The organism is Pseudomonas sp. LH21 (genome assembly GCF_036549575.1).
Taxonomy (GTDB): domain Bacteria; phylum Pseudomonadota; class Gammaproteobacteria; order Pseudomonadales; family Pseudomonadaceae; genus Aquipseudomonas; species Aquipseudomonas peradeniyensis.
Genome location: NZ_CP144367.1, coordinates 4,575,279 through 4,590,174 on the forward strand (window position 1 = coordinate 4,575,279; position 14,896 = coordinate 4,590,174).

Annotated in this window: 13 protein-coding genes; 5 read left to right on the top strand and 8 right to left on the bottom strand. The window is 66.3% G+C overall.

Annotated features, from left to right (window positions below; all coding sequences use genetic code 11):
• Nucleotides 1–35 precede the first annotated feature (35 nt).
• On the top strand, nt 36–2,621 hold the full coding sequence (locus VUG52_RS20905; RefSeq protein WP_050704243.1) for a bifunctional diguanylate cyclase/phosphodiesterase: 2,586 nt from the start codon (nt 36–38) through the stop codon (nt 2,619–2,621).
• A gap of 20 nt (nt 2,622–2,641) precedes the next feature.
• On the opposite strand, the gene VUG52_RS20910 is transcribed toward VUG52_RS20905, so the two are convergent.
• Both VUG52_RS20910 and VUG52_RS20915 read right to left on the bottom strand, forming a co-directional pair.
• Complete coding sequence (locus VUG52_RS20910) at nt 2,642–2,962, bottom strand: DUF2025 family protein (protein WP_232855825.1); 321 nt, start codon at nt 2,960–2,962, stop codon at nt 2,642–2,644.
• Nucleotides 2,963–3,087: 125 nt separating this feature from the next.
• Entirely contained in the window at nt 3,088–4,008 is a 921-nt protein-coding gene (locus tag VUG52_RS20915; RefSeq protein WP_050704241.1) for a LysR family transcriptional regulator, read from the bottom strand.
• A 115-nt stretch (nt 4,009–4,123) separates the two neighbouring features.
• Between VUG52_RS20915 and VUG52_RS20920 the strand changes: the two genes are divergently transcribed.
• Nucleotides 4,124–4,882, top strand: a complete 759-nt coding sequence (locus VUG52_RS20920; RefSeq protein WP_050704240.1) for an SDR family NAD(P)-dependent oxidoreductase — start codon at nt 4,124–4,126, stop codon at nt 4,880–4,882.
• 170 nt (nt 4,883–5,052) lie between these two features.
• Here VUG52_RS20920 and VUG52_RS20925 read toward each other — a convergent pair whose 3' ends face one another.
• A complete protein-coding gene (locus tag VUG52_RS20925) occupies nt 5,053–5,832 on the bottom strand; it encodes a LysR family transcriptional regulator (protein WP_331832032.1) in 780 nt (259 codons plus the stop codon).
• A gap of 101 nt (nt 5,833–5,933) precedes the next feature.
• Here VUG52_RS20925 and VUG52_RS20930 point away from each other — a divergent pair, with 101 nt between their 5' ends.
• The gene (locus tag VUG52_RS20930) at nt 5,934–6,662 is read left to right on the top strand and encodes an SDR family oxidoreductase (protein ID WP_050704246.1); all 729 of its coding nucleotides are present in this window, start codon (nt 5,934–5,936) and stop codon (nt 6,660–6,662) included.
• A gap of 113 nt (nt 6,663–6,775) precedes the next feature.
• Here VUG52_RS20930 and ccoM read toward each other — a convergent pair whose 3' ends face one another.
• The 4 genes from ccoM to VUG52_RS20950 form a co-directional block, all read right to left on the bottom strand.
• Nucleotides 6,776–6,892: a cytochrome c oxidase subunit CcoM gene (ccoM, locus tag VUG52_RS20935; RefSeq protein ID WP_023629476.1), complete on the bottom strand. Its 117-nt coding sequence runs from the start codon at nt 6,890–6,892 to the stop codon at nt 6,776–6,778.
• A 135-nt stretch (nt 6,893–7,027) separates the two neighbouring features.
• The gene (locus tag VUG52_RS20940; RefSeq protein WP_177330824.1) at nt 7,028–7,189 is read right to left on the bottom strand and encodes a hypothetical protein; all 162 of its coding nucleotides are present in this window, start codon (nt 7,187–7,189) and stop codon (nt 7,028–7,030) included.
• A gap of 59 nt (nt 7,190–7,248) precedes the next feature.
• Nucleotides 7,249–7,575 carry a hypothetical protein gene (locus VUG52_RS20945; protein WP_050704238.1) on the bottom strand — a complete coding sequence of 109 codons (327 nt, stop codon included), beginning with the start codon at nt 7,573–7,575 and terminating at the stop codon, nt 7,249–7,251.
• A gap of 112 nt (nt 7,576–7,687) precedes the next feature.
• The gene (locus VUG52_RS20950) at nt 7,688–8,383 is read right to left on the bottom strand and encodes a M949_RS01915 family surface polysaccharide biosynthesis protein (protein WP_262952611.1); all 696 of its coding nucleotides are present in this window, start codon (nt 8,381–8,383) and stop codon (nt 7,688–7,690) included.
• A gap of 127 nt (nt 8,384–8,510) precedes the next feature.
• On the opposite strand from VUG52_RS20950, the gene rapA reads away from it, so the two are divergent.
• Together rapA and VUG52_RS20960 are read left to right on the top strand one after the other, a co-directional pair.
• On the top strand, nt 8,511–11,357 hold the full coding sequence (gene rapA, locus VUG52_RS20955) for an RNA polymerase-associated protein RapA (protein ID WP_280083341.1): 2,847 nt from the start codon (nt 8,511–8,513) through the stop codon (nt 11,355–11,357).
• A gap of 316 nt (nt 11,358–11,673) precedes the next feature.
• Entirely contained in the window at nt 11,674–13,938 is a 2,265-nt protein-coding gene (locus tag VUG52_RS20960; RefSeq protein WP_331832034.1) for a putative bifunctional diguanylate cyclase/phosphodiesterase, read from the top strand.
• Here the strand turns inward: VUG52_RS20960 and VUG52_RS20965 are convergent.
• A complete protein-coding gene (locus VUG52_RS20965) occupies nt 13,838–14,725 on the bottom strand; it encodes an NAD(P)-dependent oxidoreductase (protein WP_050704234.1) in 888 nt (295 codons plus the stop codon). The genes VUG52_RS20960 and VUG52_RS20965 overlap by 101 nt on opposite strands.
• Nucleotides 14,726–14,896 lie beyond the last annotated feature (171 nt).

Consider the following 14,896-nt stretch of genomic DNA (forward strand, 5'->3'; position numbering starts at 1 on the left):
CGGGCGCAGACAGCAGTTGAAGGAGTCGCCCGTACATGGACAGGAACGTCGACCTTTCATCCTCCAGCCCCACCTCGCGCCTGCAGGTGCGCCGCCTGGTCGGCGGCTTCTGCGCGCTGTTCGGGCTCGCCTGCGTGTTCACCCTGGTGGCGCTGTTCAACATCGCCACCACGCTGGACCGCCAGGCGCAGGAGCAGAGTACCTTCCAGGCTACCCAGGCGCTGGAGCAGCGGCTGGTGGCCTCGCGCCAGTTCCTCTCCAGCTACGCCGTCTGGGACGTCGCCTACGAACATCTGGTCGGCAAGGTCGACTGGCAGTGGGCGTACGAAGAGAAGAACGTCGGCGAGTCGCTGTACAGCGCCAGCGGCTATGAAGGCGTGTTCGTGGTCGAGGATGGCCGCACTACCTACGCCCTGTTCAAGGGCAAACCCACCGACTCGCCGGCCAGTGCCCATATCGACAGCCCCCTGGCGCCGATCATCGACGCGGCGCGCAAGGCGGCCCCGGCCCGCGAGCAGGTGACCCACTTCGTGCGCTTCAACGGCTGGCCGGCGGTGCTCAGCGCGGCGGCGGTGCGCCCGGATAAAGAGGTGACCGAGGCGGATGTGCGCCAGGCGCCGGTGATGGTGTTCGTCGACCAACTGACCGAAGCCAAGCTCGCCGTGCTGGGCAAGGGCGCGGGCCTGACCGGCATGCGCCTGGAGAAGAACGGCGCCGCCCAGGCCGGACAACCGCATATCGCCTTGGGCGAAACCGGCTATCACCTGGCCTGGAACACGCCATTGCCGGGTCGCCAGCTGCTTCACGCCTTCCTGCCGCCGCTGCTGGCGGTGCTGCTGGTACTCGGCCTGGTGCTGCTCTACCTGTTCCGCCATGCCCTGCGCAGTTCCCGCGCCATCGATGACAGCCTGCTGCGCCTGCAGCAGAGCAACCGCGCCCTGGAGGCCAGCGAGCAGCGCTTTCGCGCAGTGGCCGAGGCCGCGTCGGACTGGATCTGGGAAACCGACCGCCAGCACCGCCTGACCTACCTGTCGCAGCGCTTCGTCAGCGTCACCGGCTACCGGCTCGAGGACTGGATAGGCCAGCCGCTCAACCAGCTGCTGGCCTGCGACACCACGCCCCTGCTGCCGTGGCTCGACAGCCAGGCCGACGAAAACCCGCAGCAACTGGCCAACCTGCGCTGCAACTACGATGACGCCAGCGGGCAGAACCGCTACTGCCGCGTTTCGGCGCGCTCGATCGTCTACGAGGGCAAGCTCGCCGGCTTTCGCGGCACCGCCAGCGACATCACCGACGAGGTCGCCGCCCACGCCCGCATCCAGCACCTGTCGATGCACGATGCCCTGACTGGCCTGGCCAACCGCAACAAGCTGTCGCGCCATCTCGAGCAGGCGCTGTTGCGCGGCAGCGATTCACCGCCGCTGACCTTGCTGCTGCTCGATCTGGACAGCTTCAAGCCGATCAATGACTCCCTCGGTCACCCGGCCGGCGACGCGGTGCTGCAGGAGGTGGCCGGCCGCCTGCGCGACACCACCCGCGACAACGACCTGGTGGCCCGCCTGGGCGGCGACGAGTTCGTCCTGGTGCTGCATGGCCTGGACAACCGCAGCGAAATCGACCGCTTCTGCGCCCGCCTGCTCGACCTGCTGCAGCAACCCATCGCCTACGAGGAACATCAGTTGCACATCGGCGCCAGCATCGGCATCGCCCAGACCCGGGTCCAAGGCTACGATGCCGGGGAGCTGATCCGCTGCGCCGACATTGCCCTGTACCAGGCCAAGGCCGACGGCAAGAACACCTGGCGTTACTTCTCGCCGGAGATGAACCAGCAGATCCAGTACCGCCGGCAACTGGAAAACGACCTGCGCCGGGCCATCAAGCAGCATGAGTTCGTGCTGCACTACCAGCCGCGCTACCGCCTGGACGACTTGAGCATCGTCTCGGTGGAGGCCTTGTTGCGCTGGCAGCATCCCGAAGAAGGCCTGCTCGGGCCGGACACCTTCATTCCCCTGGCCGAACAGAGCGACCTGATCGTGCCCCTCGGCCGCTGGGTGCTGGCCGAAGCCTGCCGCAATGCCCGCGACTGGCCCGACGAACTGCTGGTCTCGGTCAACCTGTCGCCGGCACAGTTTTCCCGCAGCGATGTGGTCGCCGATGTGCGCCAGGTGCTGCTGGACACCGGCTTCCCGGCCCAGCGCCTGGAACTGGAGATCACCGAGAACGTGATGCTCAACGACATCGAAGGCGCCCTGGGCACCATGCTCGCACTCAAGGAGCTGGGCGTGCGCCTGAACATGGACGATTTCGGCACCGGTTACTCGTCGCTGGGTTACCTGCGTACCTACCCCTTCGACAGCATCAAGATCGACAAGCGTTTCATTGCCGGGCTCAGCAGCCAGAGCGGCAACGACCGGGCGGTGGTCCAGGCCATCATCAACCTGGGCAAGGCCATGGGGCTGACGGTCACCGCCGAGGGGGTGGAGACCGAGCAGCAGTTGCAGGCGCTGGACAGGGAGCAATGCCATGAGGTCCAGGGCTACTACCTGAGCAAGCCGGTGGACCGGGCGGGGTTCGAGGCGCTGCTGGCGGGCCGGGAGGTGCGCCAGCAGGATGTGTCCTGAGCCCCTCGTGATGCATGCCTTCAGCGCAGGCTGCGCTCGGCCACGATCTCCGGCAGGTCGGTGCGCTTTAGGTAGATACGCAGCGGCTCGCCGATGTTCAGCCGGTCGTCCACGTGCTGCTCCAGCAACAAGGCCAGGCGCTCCCGGCACAATGCCATGCGCGTGTCGGCCTCGGGCCGCCAGACGAACTCGTTGCAGGGGGTGATGCTGTCGTCGGCGACGTCCATGCCGAACGAATCTTCGGAAAACCGCACGATATGAATGCCGCGCTTGCCGTGGAAGCCGACAAAGCCCTTGAGCTGGTCGGCGGCGTTGCAGATGTCCTGGGAAGTGATGGCCATGGCGTAACCTCGCAAAATTCGGAAGTGACGCACGCAGGGAACGGTCACCTCTGGCGGGCGACGCGCAGGTGCCAGCCTAACGCAACTGCCGGAATCTTCGCCACGCTTTCTCGCCCCTTCCCGTTTCAGCCGGTTGGCGCCGCCACCGGGTCGACCTGCGACGCCAGCAGCGCCGCCAGCCAGTTCATGAACGCCTGGACCCGGCGCGGCACATGGCGCTGCCGGGCATACAGCAACGACACCGGCATGGCCCGCGCCTGCCAGGGCTCGAGCAGCGATACCAGTTCACCATTGCGCAGGTGTTCATCGACACCCACCGCCGGCACCTGGATCAGCCCGAGCCCGGCCAGGCAGGCGGCGGAGTAGGCTTCGGCATTGTTCACCGTGACCACGCCGGCCATGGCCTGGAAGCGCAGCTCGCCCTCCTGCTCGTATTCGAACCCGGCGCTGCGGGCACCGAGGTTGCGCACGTAGTGGACCAACCGATGGCCGGCCAGATCCTGCAGGTTCCGTGGCACGCCGTGACGCTCGAGATAGGCGGGGCTGGCACAGTTGCGCATGCTCAGGCGCCCCACCGGGCGGGCGACCACGTCCAGGTCGCTGAGCGCGCCGATGCGCATCACGCAGTCGAAGCCTTCGCGCAGCAGGTCGACCTGGCGGTCGGTGCAGCTGAGTTCCACTTCCAGACGCGGGAAACGCTCGAGAAACCCTGGCAGCGCCGGCACGATCAGCCGCCGCGCCATCATGGTCGGCAGGTCGATGCGCAGGCGCCCGGCCAGCTCGGCATCGTCGGCGCTGAACAGGCTTTCGATCTCGTCCATGCCCGACAGCAGGTCCTTGCTGCGTTCGTAGAGCAAGGCGCCGTCCTGGGTGGTCTGCACCCGTCGCGTGGTGCGGTTGAACAGGCGCGTGCCGAGCAACCGCTCCAGCGCACGCACCTGCTCGGAGACGGTCGAGCGCGGCAGGCCCAGGCTTTCGCCGGCCAGGGTGAAACTGCTCAGTTCGCTGACCCTGACAAAGGTGCGCAACAGCTCCAGCTTGTTCATCACGGGCTCCGATTGTCCATTCAATACGAACAGTATTTCCGGAATCCGTGGATTTAACAGCCATCAACCGATCAATAACCTGTCATTCAACAACCACCCCACCGAGGTAACCGACATGACTCGCAAGATCGCACTGATCACCGGCGCCAGCCGCGGCCTGGGCAAGAACACCGCCGAACACCTGGCCGCTCGCGGCATCGACATCATCGGCACCTACCACAGCAAGGCCGACGAGGCCCACGCCGTGGCCACCTCGCTGGAGCAGGCCGGCGTGCGCGCCGCCATGCTGCAACTGGATGTCAGCGACAGCGCCAGCTTCGCCGCCTTCGCCGAGCGCCTGGGCGACACCCTCGAACAACAGTTCGGCCGTCGTCAGCTGGACTTCCTGGTGAACAACGCCGGCATCGGCCTGAACGTGCCCTTCAGCGAGACCAGCGAGGCGCAGTTCGACCAGTTGCTGAACATCCAGCTCAAGGGGCCGTTCTTCCTCACCCAGCACCTGCTGCCGCTGCTGGCCGACGGCGGGCGCATCGTCAACATCTCCACCGGCCTGACCCGCTTCGCCCTGCCCGGCTACGCCGCCTATGCGGCCATGAAAGGCGCCATGGAGGTGCTGACCCGCTACCAGGCCAAGGAGCTGGGCGCGCGCGGCATCCGCGTGAACATTCTTGCGCCAGGTGCCATCGAGACCGACTTCGGCGGTGGCGTGGTGCGCGACAACCAGCAGGTCAATGACTATATCGCCGGCAACACGGCGCTGGGACGCGTCGGCCTGCCCGACGATATCGGAGCGGCCATCGCCCTGTTGCTGGAGGATGGTAATGGCTGGATCACCGGGCAGCGGCTGGAGGTGTCTGGGGGGATGTTTCTCTAGGCACGCGTTGCCCAGTCGATGCGCAGTTCCTGTGTAGGAGCGGCCTTGTGCCGCGAAAGGGCTGCGCAGCAGCCCCGGCAATCTTTGCATCAACGCCGAAATCCCGGGGCTGCTGCGCAGCCCTTTCGCGGCACAAGGCCGCTCCTACACGGAGAAACGCCTACCACCCTTCAAGCGCGGCTCAGGGCCTGATGCAGCGCCGCCACGGCGGGCAGTGCCAAGGCCTCATGGGACATGCACAACCCGACCCGACGGCGCAGCGTCAGGCCACTGCCCGGCTGCCAGTAGACACCCGGGCAACGCTCGACCAGCGACTGCGGCAACCAGGCCGCGCCCTGCCCGGCGGCGACCATGGCCAGGACCCGTTGCAACGAACCGGCCTGGCCGACCTGCTCGCCCCCGTCATACAAGCCCATCAAGCGCTGGTGCGAGGGATGCTGCGGGCAGGTGATCCAGCGACCGTCCGGCTGGCTGCCGGTGGCCATCACCCGCACGAACGCTTCCTCCCACAGCGGCAGGAACAGTTCATCCTCGCAACGCTGGGCCTCGTCGGCCAGGCGAGCGTCGCCGTCGCAGCCTTCCAGCAGGGTCAACTGCAGACCCACCACCGCCTGGCTGGCCAGGCGCACGCAGGCCTCGACCTGGGCCGGCGCGATGTCGGCCTCGATGCCCAGCGCCAACGGCACCCGCTCCTGTCCCTGGCGAAACCGCAGGCGCAGGGCCTCGGCCTCGGCCACCATACGGCAGGCCTGGGGATACAGCTCGCGTGCCTGCTCGCTGACTTCGACGCCGCGGGCCTGGCGCAGGAACAGTTCGGCGCCCAGATCCTCCTCCAGCTGGCGAATGGTCACCGACAAGGTCGGCTGGGCCACGCACAGCCGCTGGGCGGCTACAGTGATGTTGCGCGCTTCGAAGACCGCGATGAATGCCTTGAGATGACGGATATCCATAGATAGAACCGATGCCAGCCAACGAAAAAAGCCGTTTTTCATGGCCGCTAGCGCTATCTAGAATCTTGGCCATCGAAAGCGATTATGCCTGGGAGGCAACCATGAACAAACCCCTGATCATCGTCACTGGCGCCAGCTCCGGTATCGGCGCCGCCACCGCCCAGCGCTTCAGCGCTGCGGGGCATCCGCTGCTGCTGATCGCCCGACGCCTGGAACGCCTCGAGGCGCTGGCACTCCCCGATTGCCTGTGCCGCGCCGTGGATATCCGCGACCGGGCGGCGCTGGTGGCCGCCGTGGCCGAGGCCGAAGCGCTGTACGGCCCGGCCGATGCCCTGGTGAACAATGCAGGCGTGATGCTGCTGGGGCAGATGCACGAACAGGACCCGGAGCAGTGGGAGCGCATGTTCGACATCAACGTCAAGGGCCTGCTAAACGGCGTGCATGCGCTGCTCGGCGGGATGATCGAGCGGCGCCATGGCACGCTGATCAACGTCAGCTCCGTGGCCGGGCGCAAGACCTTCCCCAACCATGTGGCCTATGTGGGCAGCAAGTTCGCCGTGCACGGGCTGTCGGAGAACCTGCGCGAGGAGCTGGCGCCGCACAATGTGCGGGTGGTGACCATCGCGCCGGGCGCGGTGGAGACCGAGTTGCTCGGACACACCACCGACGAGGGCATCAAGCGCGACTACGAGGCGTGGAAGGCCAATGACATGGGCGGCGTGGTACTGAGCGCCGAGGATGTGGCCGGGGCGATCGTCTGGGCCTACCAGCAGCCGCAGCAGGTGTGCATTCGCGAGATCGTGCTGGCGGCGACCGCCCAGCAGCCCTGAGAGGGATGCGCCCCGCTCGTCGGCAAGCCCCACCCCGGGATGAAAATCCAGGCAAAAAAAATGGGCGACCGAAGTCGCCCTAAATGCCTTGCGTGCTCGTGAATCGGGAAGGATCAGCGCTGATTGCGCTTTTTCGAGTCCTTCCAGATGAAAATGCCCAGACCGGCGAAGAACGCCAACATCAACCCGACCGTTACCACACCGGCGATAACCACGTTGTCGAAGAACATGTCGGCCCCTCCCTTGATGTGCCGTCATCCGATGGGTGCAAGGTAACCAATGCCGGGAGGGGGAAAATTGACCGGAGTCAATGGCGCCCGGGGCCGGGCGCGCGAGGCGGGTGCAGGGTTGACCTGCATCAAGTTTCAGCGCTTCTTGGGTTTGCCCTTGGGCTTTTTCTTCTTGGCCTGGGTCAGCGGCATGGCCTGCTCGAAGGCCTGGCGCATGTCGTTCAGGCGCTTGTCGTTGAGGTCATGGATGCGTTTGGCGCGTTCGGCGCCGAAATCGATCAGGTTGTCTTGGCTCATGGCGGGCTCGACGGACAGCAGAGGCCTTCATGATGAAGGCAAGCGACGGTGCTGACTAGTCAGACTTCGATATCCACCAACAGCCCCTGGCGCGTGCGCTCGCCCATAGGCGCTACCGGCACGGTGTTGTCGGCGTTGAGCTCCTCGCCGGGCACGGCTTCATAGCGCTCCCCTTCGGTCTGCTTGCGCCGTTGCTGCTGGCGGCGCTGCTCCTCGCGCAGCAGCAGGGTCTGCTCCTCGGGGTCGCGGTGGTGCTTGAGATCGATGGTGCCGTCGCTGGAGGTCGGCTGCGCGGGTACTACCGGCGGGATGGTCGGCGGCGGCTTGACCGGATCCTGTTGCGAGGTCACGGGGGCGGCACTGAGCGGGATGATCGGCGGCAGCATGGTGGGTCTCCTGTAGCCTTGTTATCGGCTGGTGGTGCGCCGCCTTGAATGCCCGCGGTCGAAGGTGTGCGGCGTGTCACGGCGCCGCACCGGGCTGAAGTATAGCGCGGGCTTACTCGGCCTCGTCGTCCGGGTCGTCGTCGGGCGCGGCGCTCGACTCGCTCCAGGGCCGCTTGTAGACCTGCTGCCAGACCGCGTCCATGTGCTCGCGCACGTCCTGCGGGGCGCTCTTGAGCGAGGCGCTGTCCTCGCGCTCGCCGCCGAACGCGTCTTCACCGGGCGGGCTGATCAGTGACTGACCGGTGATGGTGTAGATCGCCTGCCCCTCGCGCATCTCGATGGCAATGTCGTGGGGATCGATGCCGCCGCCGCAGAAGGCGTGGCTGGCCACGGTCACTTCGGCGACACCGTCCTTGTTCAGGTCACCGACATCGCTGACATCGGTATAGAAGTCGACGTCCAGGTCCAGCCCGGCGCAGGTGGTCTCCTGCTCGATCTGCCAGCGCGCCTTGAAAGCATCACCGCCGGCGGCGCGGCCATACAAGGTGGCCTTGAGCACCACCTTGTCGACTTCCTCTTCGGTGTCGGGGTCGGTGGCCTGACCGTCGACCCGGCTAAGCACCAGCAGGCCTTCCCCCTCGCGGTCATGGAAGTGCACGCTCTTGATCGGTGTCTGCACACCGAGCACCTCCAGTTGCTCGACCGGAATCGGCGGCAGGACTTCGAAGCTCTTCTGTTCACAGGCAGCCAACAGCGCGAGGCTGCCCAGGCCCAGGGTGACGTTCAACCAGCGGTGCTTGGCAACCATGTTGGCGCGTGGCCCTCGTGACGGGACGGTGTTCGTCGATGAAAGCGCTAGACTCTTCACATTCATTGGTCTGGCGAAGCCGATCCGTTAACATAGCCGGCTTTTTCATCGCGGGAGTTTTGGCAGTATGGCGCAGCAGTATCAACCGGGGCAACGCTGGATCAGCGACAGCGAAGCCGAGCTCGGTCTTGGGACCATCCTGGCGCAGGATGGCCGCCTGTTGACCGTGCTCTACCCGGCCACGGGCGACACCCGCCAGTACTCGCTACGCAATGCGCCGCTGACCCGCGTGCGCTTCTCGCCCGGCGACCTGATCACCCACTTCGAAGGCTGGAAGCTGACCGTGCAGGAAGTCGAGGACATCGACGGCCTGATGGTCTACCACGGCATCGACGGCCAGAACCAGCCGCGCACCCTGCCCGAGACGCAGTTGTCGAACTTCATCCAGTTCCGCCTGGCCAGCGACCGCCTGTTCGCCGGGCAGATCGACCCGCTGTCGTGGTTCTCGCTGCGTTACAACACCCTGCAGCACACCAGCAAGCAGATGCTCTCCTCCTTGTGGGGCCTGGGCGGCGTGCGCGCTCAGCCTATCGCCCACCAGCTGCACATCGCCCGTGAAGTAGCCGACCGCATCGCCCCACGGGTCCTGCTGGCCGACGAAGTGGGTCTGGGCAAGACCATCGAGGCGGGCCTGGTGATCCACCGCCAGCTGCTGTCCGGGCGCGCCAACCGCGTGCTGATCCTGGTGCCCGAGAACCTCCAGCACCAGTGGCTGGTGGAAATGCGCCGGCGCTTCAACCTGCAGGTGGCGCTGTTCGACGCCGAGCGCTTCATCGAGAGCGACGCCAGCAACCCGTTCGAGGATGCCCAGCTGGCGCTGGTCGCCCTGGAATGGCTGGTCGAGGACGAGAAGGCCCAGGACGCGCTGTTCGCCGCCGGCTGGGACCTGATGGTGGTCGACGAGGCCCATCACCTGGTCTGGCACGAGGAGCAGGCCAGCGCCGAGTATGCGTTGGTCGAGCAACTGGCCCAGGTCATCCCGGGCGTGCTGCTGCTCACCGCCACCCCGGAACAGCTTGGCCAGGACAGCCACTTCGCCCGCCTGCGCCTGCTCGACCCCAACCGTTTCCACGACCTGGCCGCGTTCCGTGCCGAGAGCGAAAACTATCGCCCGGTCGCCGAAGCGGTGCAGGAACTGCTCGACGAAGGCCGTCTGTCGGCCAAGGCCCACGCGACTATCCAAGGCTTCCTCGGTGCCGAAGGCGAAGCCCTGCTGGCCGCGGTCAGCGATGGCGACAGCCAGGCCAGCGCCCGCCTGATCCGCGAGCTGCTCGACCGCCATGGCACCGGCCGCGTGCTGTTCCGTAACACCCGCGCGGCGATCCAGGGCTTCCCCGAGCGCCAGCTGCACCCCTACCCGCTGGCCAACCCCGACGCCTACGCCGAGCTGCCCTCGGGCGAGCGCGCCGAGTTGTACCCGGAAGTGGCCTTCCAGGCCCAGGGCGAGACCGGCGACGACGAGCGCTGGTGGCGTTTCGACCCACGGGTCGACTGGCTGATCGACACCCTGAAGATGCTCAAGCGCACCAAGGTCCTGGTGATCTGCGCCCACGCCGAGACCGCCATGGACCTGGAGGACGCCCTGCGCGTGCGCTCCGGCATCCCGGCCACGGTGTTCCATGAAGGCATGAGCATCCTCGAACGCGACCGCGCCGCCGCCTACTTCGCCGACGAGGAATTCGGCGCCCAGGTGCTGATCTGCTCCGAGATCGGCAGTGAGGGCCGCAACTTCCAGTTCGCCCATCACCTGGTGATGTTCGACCTGCCGGCCCACCCCGACCTGCTCGAGCAGCGCATCGGCCGTCTCGACCGGATCGGCCAGAAGCACACGATCCAGCTGCACATCCCGTACCTGCAGGACAGCCCGCAGGAGCGCCTGTTCCAGTGGTACCACGAAGGCCTCAACGCCTTTCTCAACACCTGCCCGACCGGCAACGCCCTGCAGCACCAGTTCGGCCCGCGCCTGCTGCCGCTGCTGGCCGACAGTGACGAGAAGAGCTGGAACAAGCTGGTGGCCGAGGCCCGCGCCGAGCGCGAGCGCCTGGAAGCCGAGCTGCACACCGGCCGCGACCGGCTGCTGGAGCTCAACTCCGGCGGTGCCGGCGAAGGCCAGGCGCTGGTCGAGGCCATTCTCGAACAGGACGACCAGTTTGCCCTGCCGATCTACATGGAAACCCTGTTCGACGCCTTCGGCATCGACAGCGAGGACCATTCGGAAAATGCCCTGATCCTCAAGCCGAGCGAGAAGATGCTCGACGCCAGCTTCCCGCTGGGCGACGACGAAGGCGTGACCATCACCTACGACCGTGGCCAGGCGCTGTCGCGCGAGGACATGCAGTTCCTCACCTGGGAGCACCCGATGGTCCAGGGCGGCATGGACCTGGTGCTGTCCGGTTCGATGGGCAACACAGCGGTGGCGCTGATCAAGAACAAGGCGCTCAAGCCCGGCACCGTGCTGCTCGAGCTGCTCTACGTCAGCGAAGTGGTGGCTCCTCGCAGCCTGCAGTTGGGCCGCTACCTGCCGCCGGCCGCGCTGCGCTGCCTGCTCGACACCAATGGCAACGACCTGGGCCCGCGGGTGGCGTTCGAAACCCTCAACGACCAGCTCGAAAGCGTGCCCAAGGCCAGCGCCAACAAGTTCGTCCAGGCCCAGCGCGACGTGCTGGCCAAGCGCATCGCCGCCGGCGAGGCCAAGGTCCTGCCGACCCACGACGAACGCGTGGCCCAGGCCCGGCAGCGGCTCACCGCCGAGGCCGACGAGGAACTGGCGCGCCTGACCGCGCTGAAGGCCGTGAACCCGAGCGTGCGTGACAGCGAGATCGATGCCCTGCGCAAGCAGCGTGAAGAAGGGCTGGCGGCGCTGGACAAAGCGGCGCTGCGCCTTGAGGCGATCCGGGTGCTTGTCGCCGGTTGATCAGGACTCACGCTTCCTCTGTAGGAGCGGCCTTGTGCCGCGAAAGGGCTGCAAAGCAGCCCCAGGATTTCAGCGTTCATGCAAAGATCGCCGGGGCCGCTGCGCGGCCCTTTCGCGGCACAAGGCCGCTCCTACAGGGTTTGTGCGGTTCAGCGATATCCATTTAGACCATCCAGCTATTGCCCTCATATCCAAATGGTAGAAATCAAAGTGCCATTAATCAGGAAGGCTTAAGCACCCGTTTCTATACTCCTGCAGGAACAGTCTCCATCCGTGCTTTTTGGGGACGAGTGAAGACTCGACGAAGAGGCCTGCAATGGAGTGGCTGGGACTGCAATTGTTCGCCGAGCTGCCGGCGACCGGACAGATCATCCTCGACTGCCGACACAACCCCTTCCTGGTGCTGCTCGCCTTCATCGTGGCCAGCGCCGCCTGTTTCGCCACCCTGGACATGAGCGAACGCCAGAGCCACTGCGAAGACCGCTTCGCCCGTCGGCAATGGCGAGTGCTCGGCGCCTGCTGTCTGGCTGGCGGGATCTGGGCCATGCACTTCATCAGCATGCTGGCGTTCCAGGCACCGCTGGAGATCCACTTCGACGCGCCGCTGACCGGTTTGTCGCTGCTGGTGGCCCTGCTCGCCGCCTGGCTGGCGATGAACAGCCTCAACCGCAGTGAAATGCGCCTGCGTCACTACCTGCAGACCGCACTGTTCATCGGCCTGGGCATCAGTGTCATGCACTACACCGGCATGGCCGCCCTGCAGACCAGCGCCCAGCAGTACTACCAGACCGGCCTGCTGTTCGCCTCCGTCGCCATTGCCGTGCTCGCCAGCCTGGTCGCGCTGCTGATGGCCCGTTACTTCAACAAGGGCAGCGGCACCCTGCACCTGCTGCTCAAGTACGGCGCCAGCCTGCTGATGGCCAGCGGCATCGTGCTGACCCACTTCACCGGCATGGCCGCCATGACCCTGGTGATTCCCGGCGAAACCGCCCTGCGCCTGCCCTCGGCCGACAACAGCCTGCAACTGGCGCTGACCATCGCCGTCATCACCCTGCTGATCAGCGGCGGCAGCATCAGCGCGGCGCTGGCCGACAAGAAGCTGCAGAGCAAGGAGCACGACCTGCGCCGGGTCAATGTGCTGCTCAGCCAGCTCGACCAGGCCCGGGCCTCGCTGCAGCAGGCCGCCCACTACGATGCCCTGACCAACCTGGTCAACCGCCGCGGCTTCAACCAGGTGTTCGCCGAGCGCCTGGCCGAACAGGCCGCCCATGAGGGCATGCTGGCAGTGATGTTCCTCGACATCGACCATTTCAAACGCATCAACGACAGCCTCGGGCATGCTGCCGGCGACGAGCTGCTCAAGGTCATCGCCGGCCATATCAAGGCCGCCACCCGCAGCCAGGACCTGGTGGCGCGCTTCGGTGGCGACGAGTTCTGCATCGTCACCAGCCTCAACAGCCGCGACGAGGCCCGCCACCTGGCCCAGCGCATCATGCAGCGGATGAAGGAGCCGATCGACCTGGCGGGCCGGCGCATGGTGATGACCACCAGCATCGGCATCAGCATCTTCCCCGACGACGGCCAGAGCACCGAGGAACTGCTGAAGAACGCCGACCTGGCGCTGTACCAGTCCAAGGGTTGCGGGCGCAATAGCCTGAACTTCTTCAACAATGGCCTGAAGACCCGCGCCACCCTGGAGCTGCAACTGGAGGAGGAACTACGTGTGGCGCTGTTCGAGGAACGCGGCCTGTGCGTGCACTACCAGCCGATCTTCGACCTGCGCAGCGGCCAGGTGGCCAAGCTCGAGGCCTTGGTGCGCTGGCAGCACCCGCAACACGGCCTGCTCAGCCCTGACCGCTTCATTTGCATCGCCGAGGCCAACGGCCTGATCGCCGAACTGGACCTGTGGGTACTGCGCCGTGCCTGCGAGGACCTGGCCCAGCTCAATCGCCATGGCTATGGCGAACTGAAGGTCACGGTGAACTGCTCGGCGCTCACCCTCGGCCGCGAAGAGCTGGCCACCGAGGTGGAGATGGCGCTGTTCCAGGCCGGCCTGGCGCCGCGCCAGTTGGAACTGGAGGTCACCGAAAACGCGCTGATGGGCGACATTCATCACACCATCAGCCTGCTCAAGCGCATCCGCGCCCAGGGCGTGGCGCTGTCGATCGACGATTTCGGCACCGGCTATTCGTCATTGGCCTACCTCAAACGGCTGCCGCTGGACGTGCTGAAGATCGACCGCTCGTTCATCCAGGACGTGCCGGGCAGCCAGAAGGACCGGGAGATCGTCCAGGCGATCATCATCATGGCCCACACCCTGCACCTGAAGGTGGTCACCGAGGGCGTCGAGACCGTCGAGCAGCACGAGTTCCTCGCCAGCCACGGCTGCGACTACCTGCAGGGCTACCTGCTCAGCCGGCCGGTGCCGCTGTCCGAGCTGCGGCCGATCCTCGAACGGCTCGACCGCCAGCCGGGCGAACTCAGTCCTTGTTGCGATACAGCGCTACCAGGGTCGCCGGATCTTTTTGCAGATAACCCTGGCTACCGTGCAGGCGCATCAACTGCGCGGCGAGGCCACTGAGCGGCGTCGCCGAGCCCTGCTCGCGGGAGAATTTCACCGCGGTGTCGAGGTCCTTGAGCAAGGTGCGCACGTGCCACTTGACCGGCTCGAAGCGGCTCTCGGCCATTTGCGGGGCAAGGATCTGCAGCGGCCTGGAGTCGGCAAACCCACCCGCCAGCGCCTCGGCGATCAGCCGCGCATCGACCCCTGACTGCTCGGCCAGCGCCACTACCTCGGCGATTACCAATGCATTGCAGGCCACGATCATCTGGTTGCACGCCTTGGTCACCTGGCCGGCGCCCACCGCGCCCATGTGCGTGACCCGCTGGCCCAGGGTCAGCAGCACCGGCCGCGCCCGCTCGAGATCATCCGCCTCGCCACCGACCATGATCGCCAGGGTGCCGGCCTCGGCCCCCGGCGTGCCACCGGACACCGGCGCATCGAGCCAGGCCATGCCGCACAGGGCGGCCAGCTCGGCGGCCATCTCCCGGGTGGCGGTCGGCTCAAGGCTGGAGAAGTCCACCAGCAACTGACCGCTGCGCCCGCCCTGGGCGACGCCCTGCTCGCCGAACACCACCTCGCGCACCACCGCCGTGTCGGCCAGGCAAAGCAGCACCATGTCCGTCGCCTGGCACAGCTCGGCGGGGCTGGCGGCCAGTCGCGCACCAGCGGCGACCAGCTCGGCGCACTTGTCCGGGCTGCGGTTCCACACAGTCAGCGGATACCCGGCGGCCAGCAGCCGACGGCACATCGGCAGGCCCATCAGGCCGATTCCGGCAAACCCCAGCGAAGGCAATGCAGTACTCATGAGCGACTCCAGATTAAAGAAGCGTGACAAACGGACGATGCAATGCGGGTGCGAAGGGAAAAACCTTAGTCCGACTAAGGAAACCCCCTATCGCATAAGAAAAAGACGCACTGATAAAGTCGCGAAATTTCTCCGTGATGGCTAGATGACATGCATCACCGGGAAGCCAAC

What these genes read in the sequence shown, in the direction of transcription:
- VUG52_RS20905 (WP_050704243.1), top strand. Translation starts at nt 36, where the DNA reads ATGGACAGGAACGTCGACCTTTCATCCTCCAGCCCCACCTCGCGCCTG.
- VUG52_RS20910 (WP_232855825.1), bottom strand. Translation starts at nt 2,962, where the DNA reads ATGGCCATCACTTCCCAGGACATCTGCAACGCCGCCGACCAGCTCAAG.
- VUG52_RS20915 (WP_050704241.1), bottom strand. Translation starts at nt 4,008, where the DNA reads ATGAACAAGCTGGAGCTGTTGCGCACCTTTGTCAGGGTCAGCGAACTG.
- VUG52_RS20920 (WP_050704240.1), top strand. Translation starts at nt 4,124, where the DNA reads ATGACTCGCAAGATCGCACTGATCACCGGCGCCAGCCGCGGCCTGGGC.
- VUG52_RS20925 (WP_331832032.1), bottom strand. Translation starts at nt 5,832, where the DNA reads ATGGATATCCGTCATCTCAAGGCATTCATCGCGGTCTTCGAAGCGCGC.
- VUG52_RS20930 (WP_050704246.1), top strand. Translation starts at nt 5,934, where the DNA reads ATGAACAAACCCCTGATCATCGTCACTGGCGCCAGCTCCGGTATCGGC.
- ccoM (WP_023629476.1), bottom strand. Translation starts at nt 6,892, where the DNA reads ATGTTCTTCGACAACGTGGTTATCGCCGGTGTGGTAACGGTCGGGTTG.
- VUG52_RS20940 (WP_177330824.1), bottom strand. Translation starts at nt 7,189, where the DNA reads ATGAGCCAAGACAACCTGATCGATTTCGGCGCCGAACGCGCCAAACGC.
- VUG52_RS20945 (WP_050704238.1), bottom strand. Translation starts at nt 7,575, where the DNA reads ATGCTGCCGCCGATCATCCCGCTCAGTGCCGCCCCCGTGACCTCGCAA.
- VUG52_RS20950 (WP_262952611.1), bottom strand. Translation starts at nt 8,383, where the DNA reads ATGGTTGCCAAGCACCGCTGGTTGAACGTCACCCTGGGCCTGGGCAGC.
- rapA (WP_280083341.1), top strand. Translation starts at nt 8,511, where the DNA reads ATGGCGCAGCAGTATCAACCGGGGCAACGCTGGATCAGCGACAGCGAA.
- VUG52_RS20960 (WP_331832034.1), top strand. Translation starts at nt 11,674, where the DNA reads ATGGAGTGGCTGGGACTGCAATTGTTCGCCGAGCTGCCGGCGACCGGA.
- VUG52_RS20965 (WP_050704234.1), bottom strand. Translation starts at nt 14,725, where the DNA reads ATGAGTACTGCATTGCCTTCGCTGGGGTTTGCCGGAATCGGCCTGATG.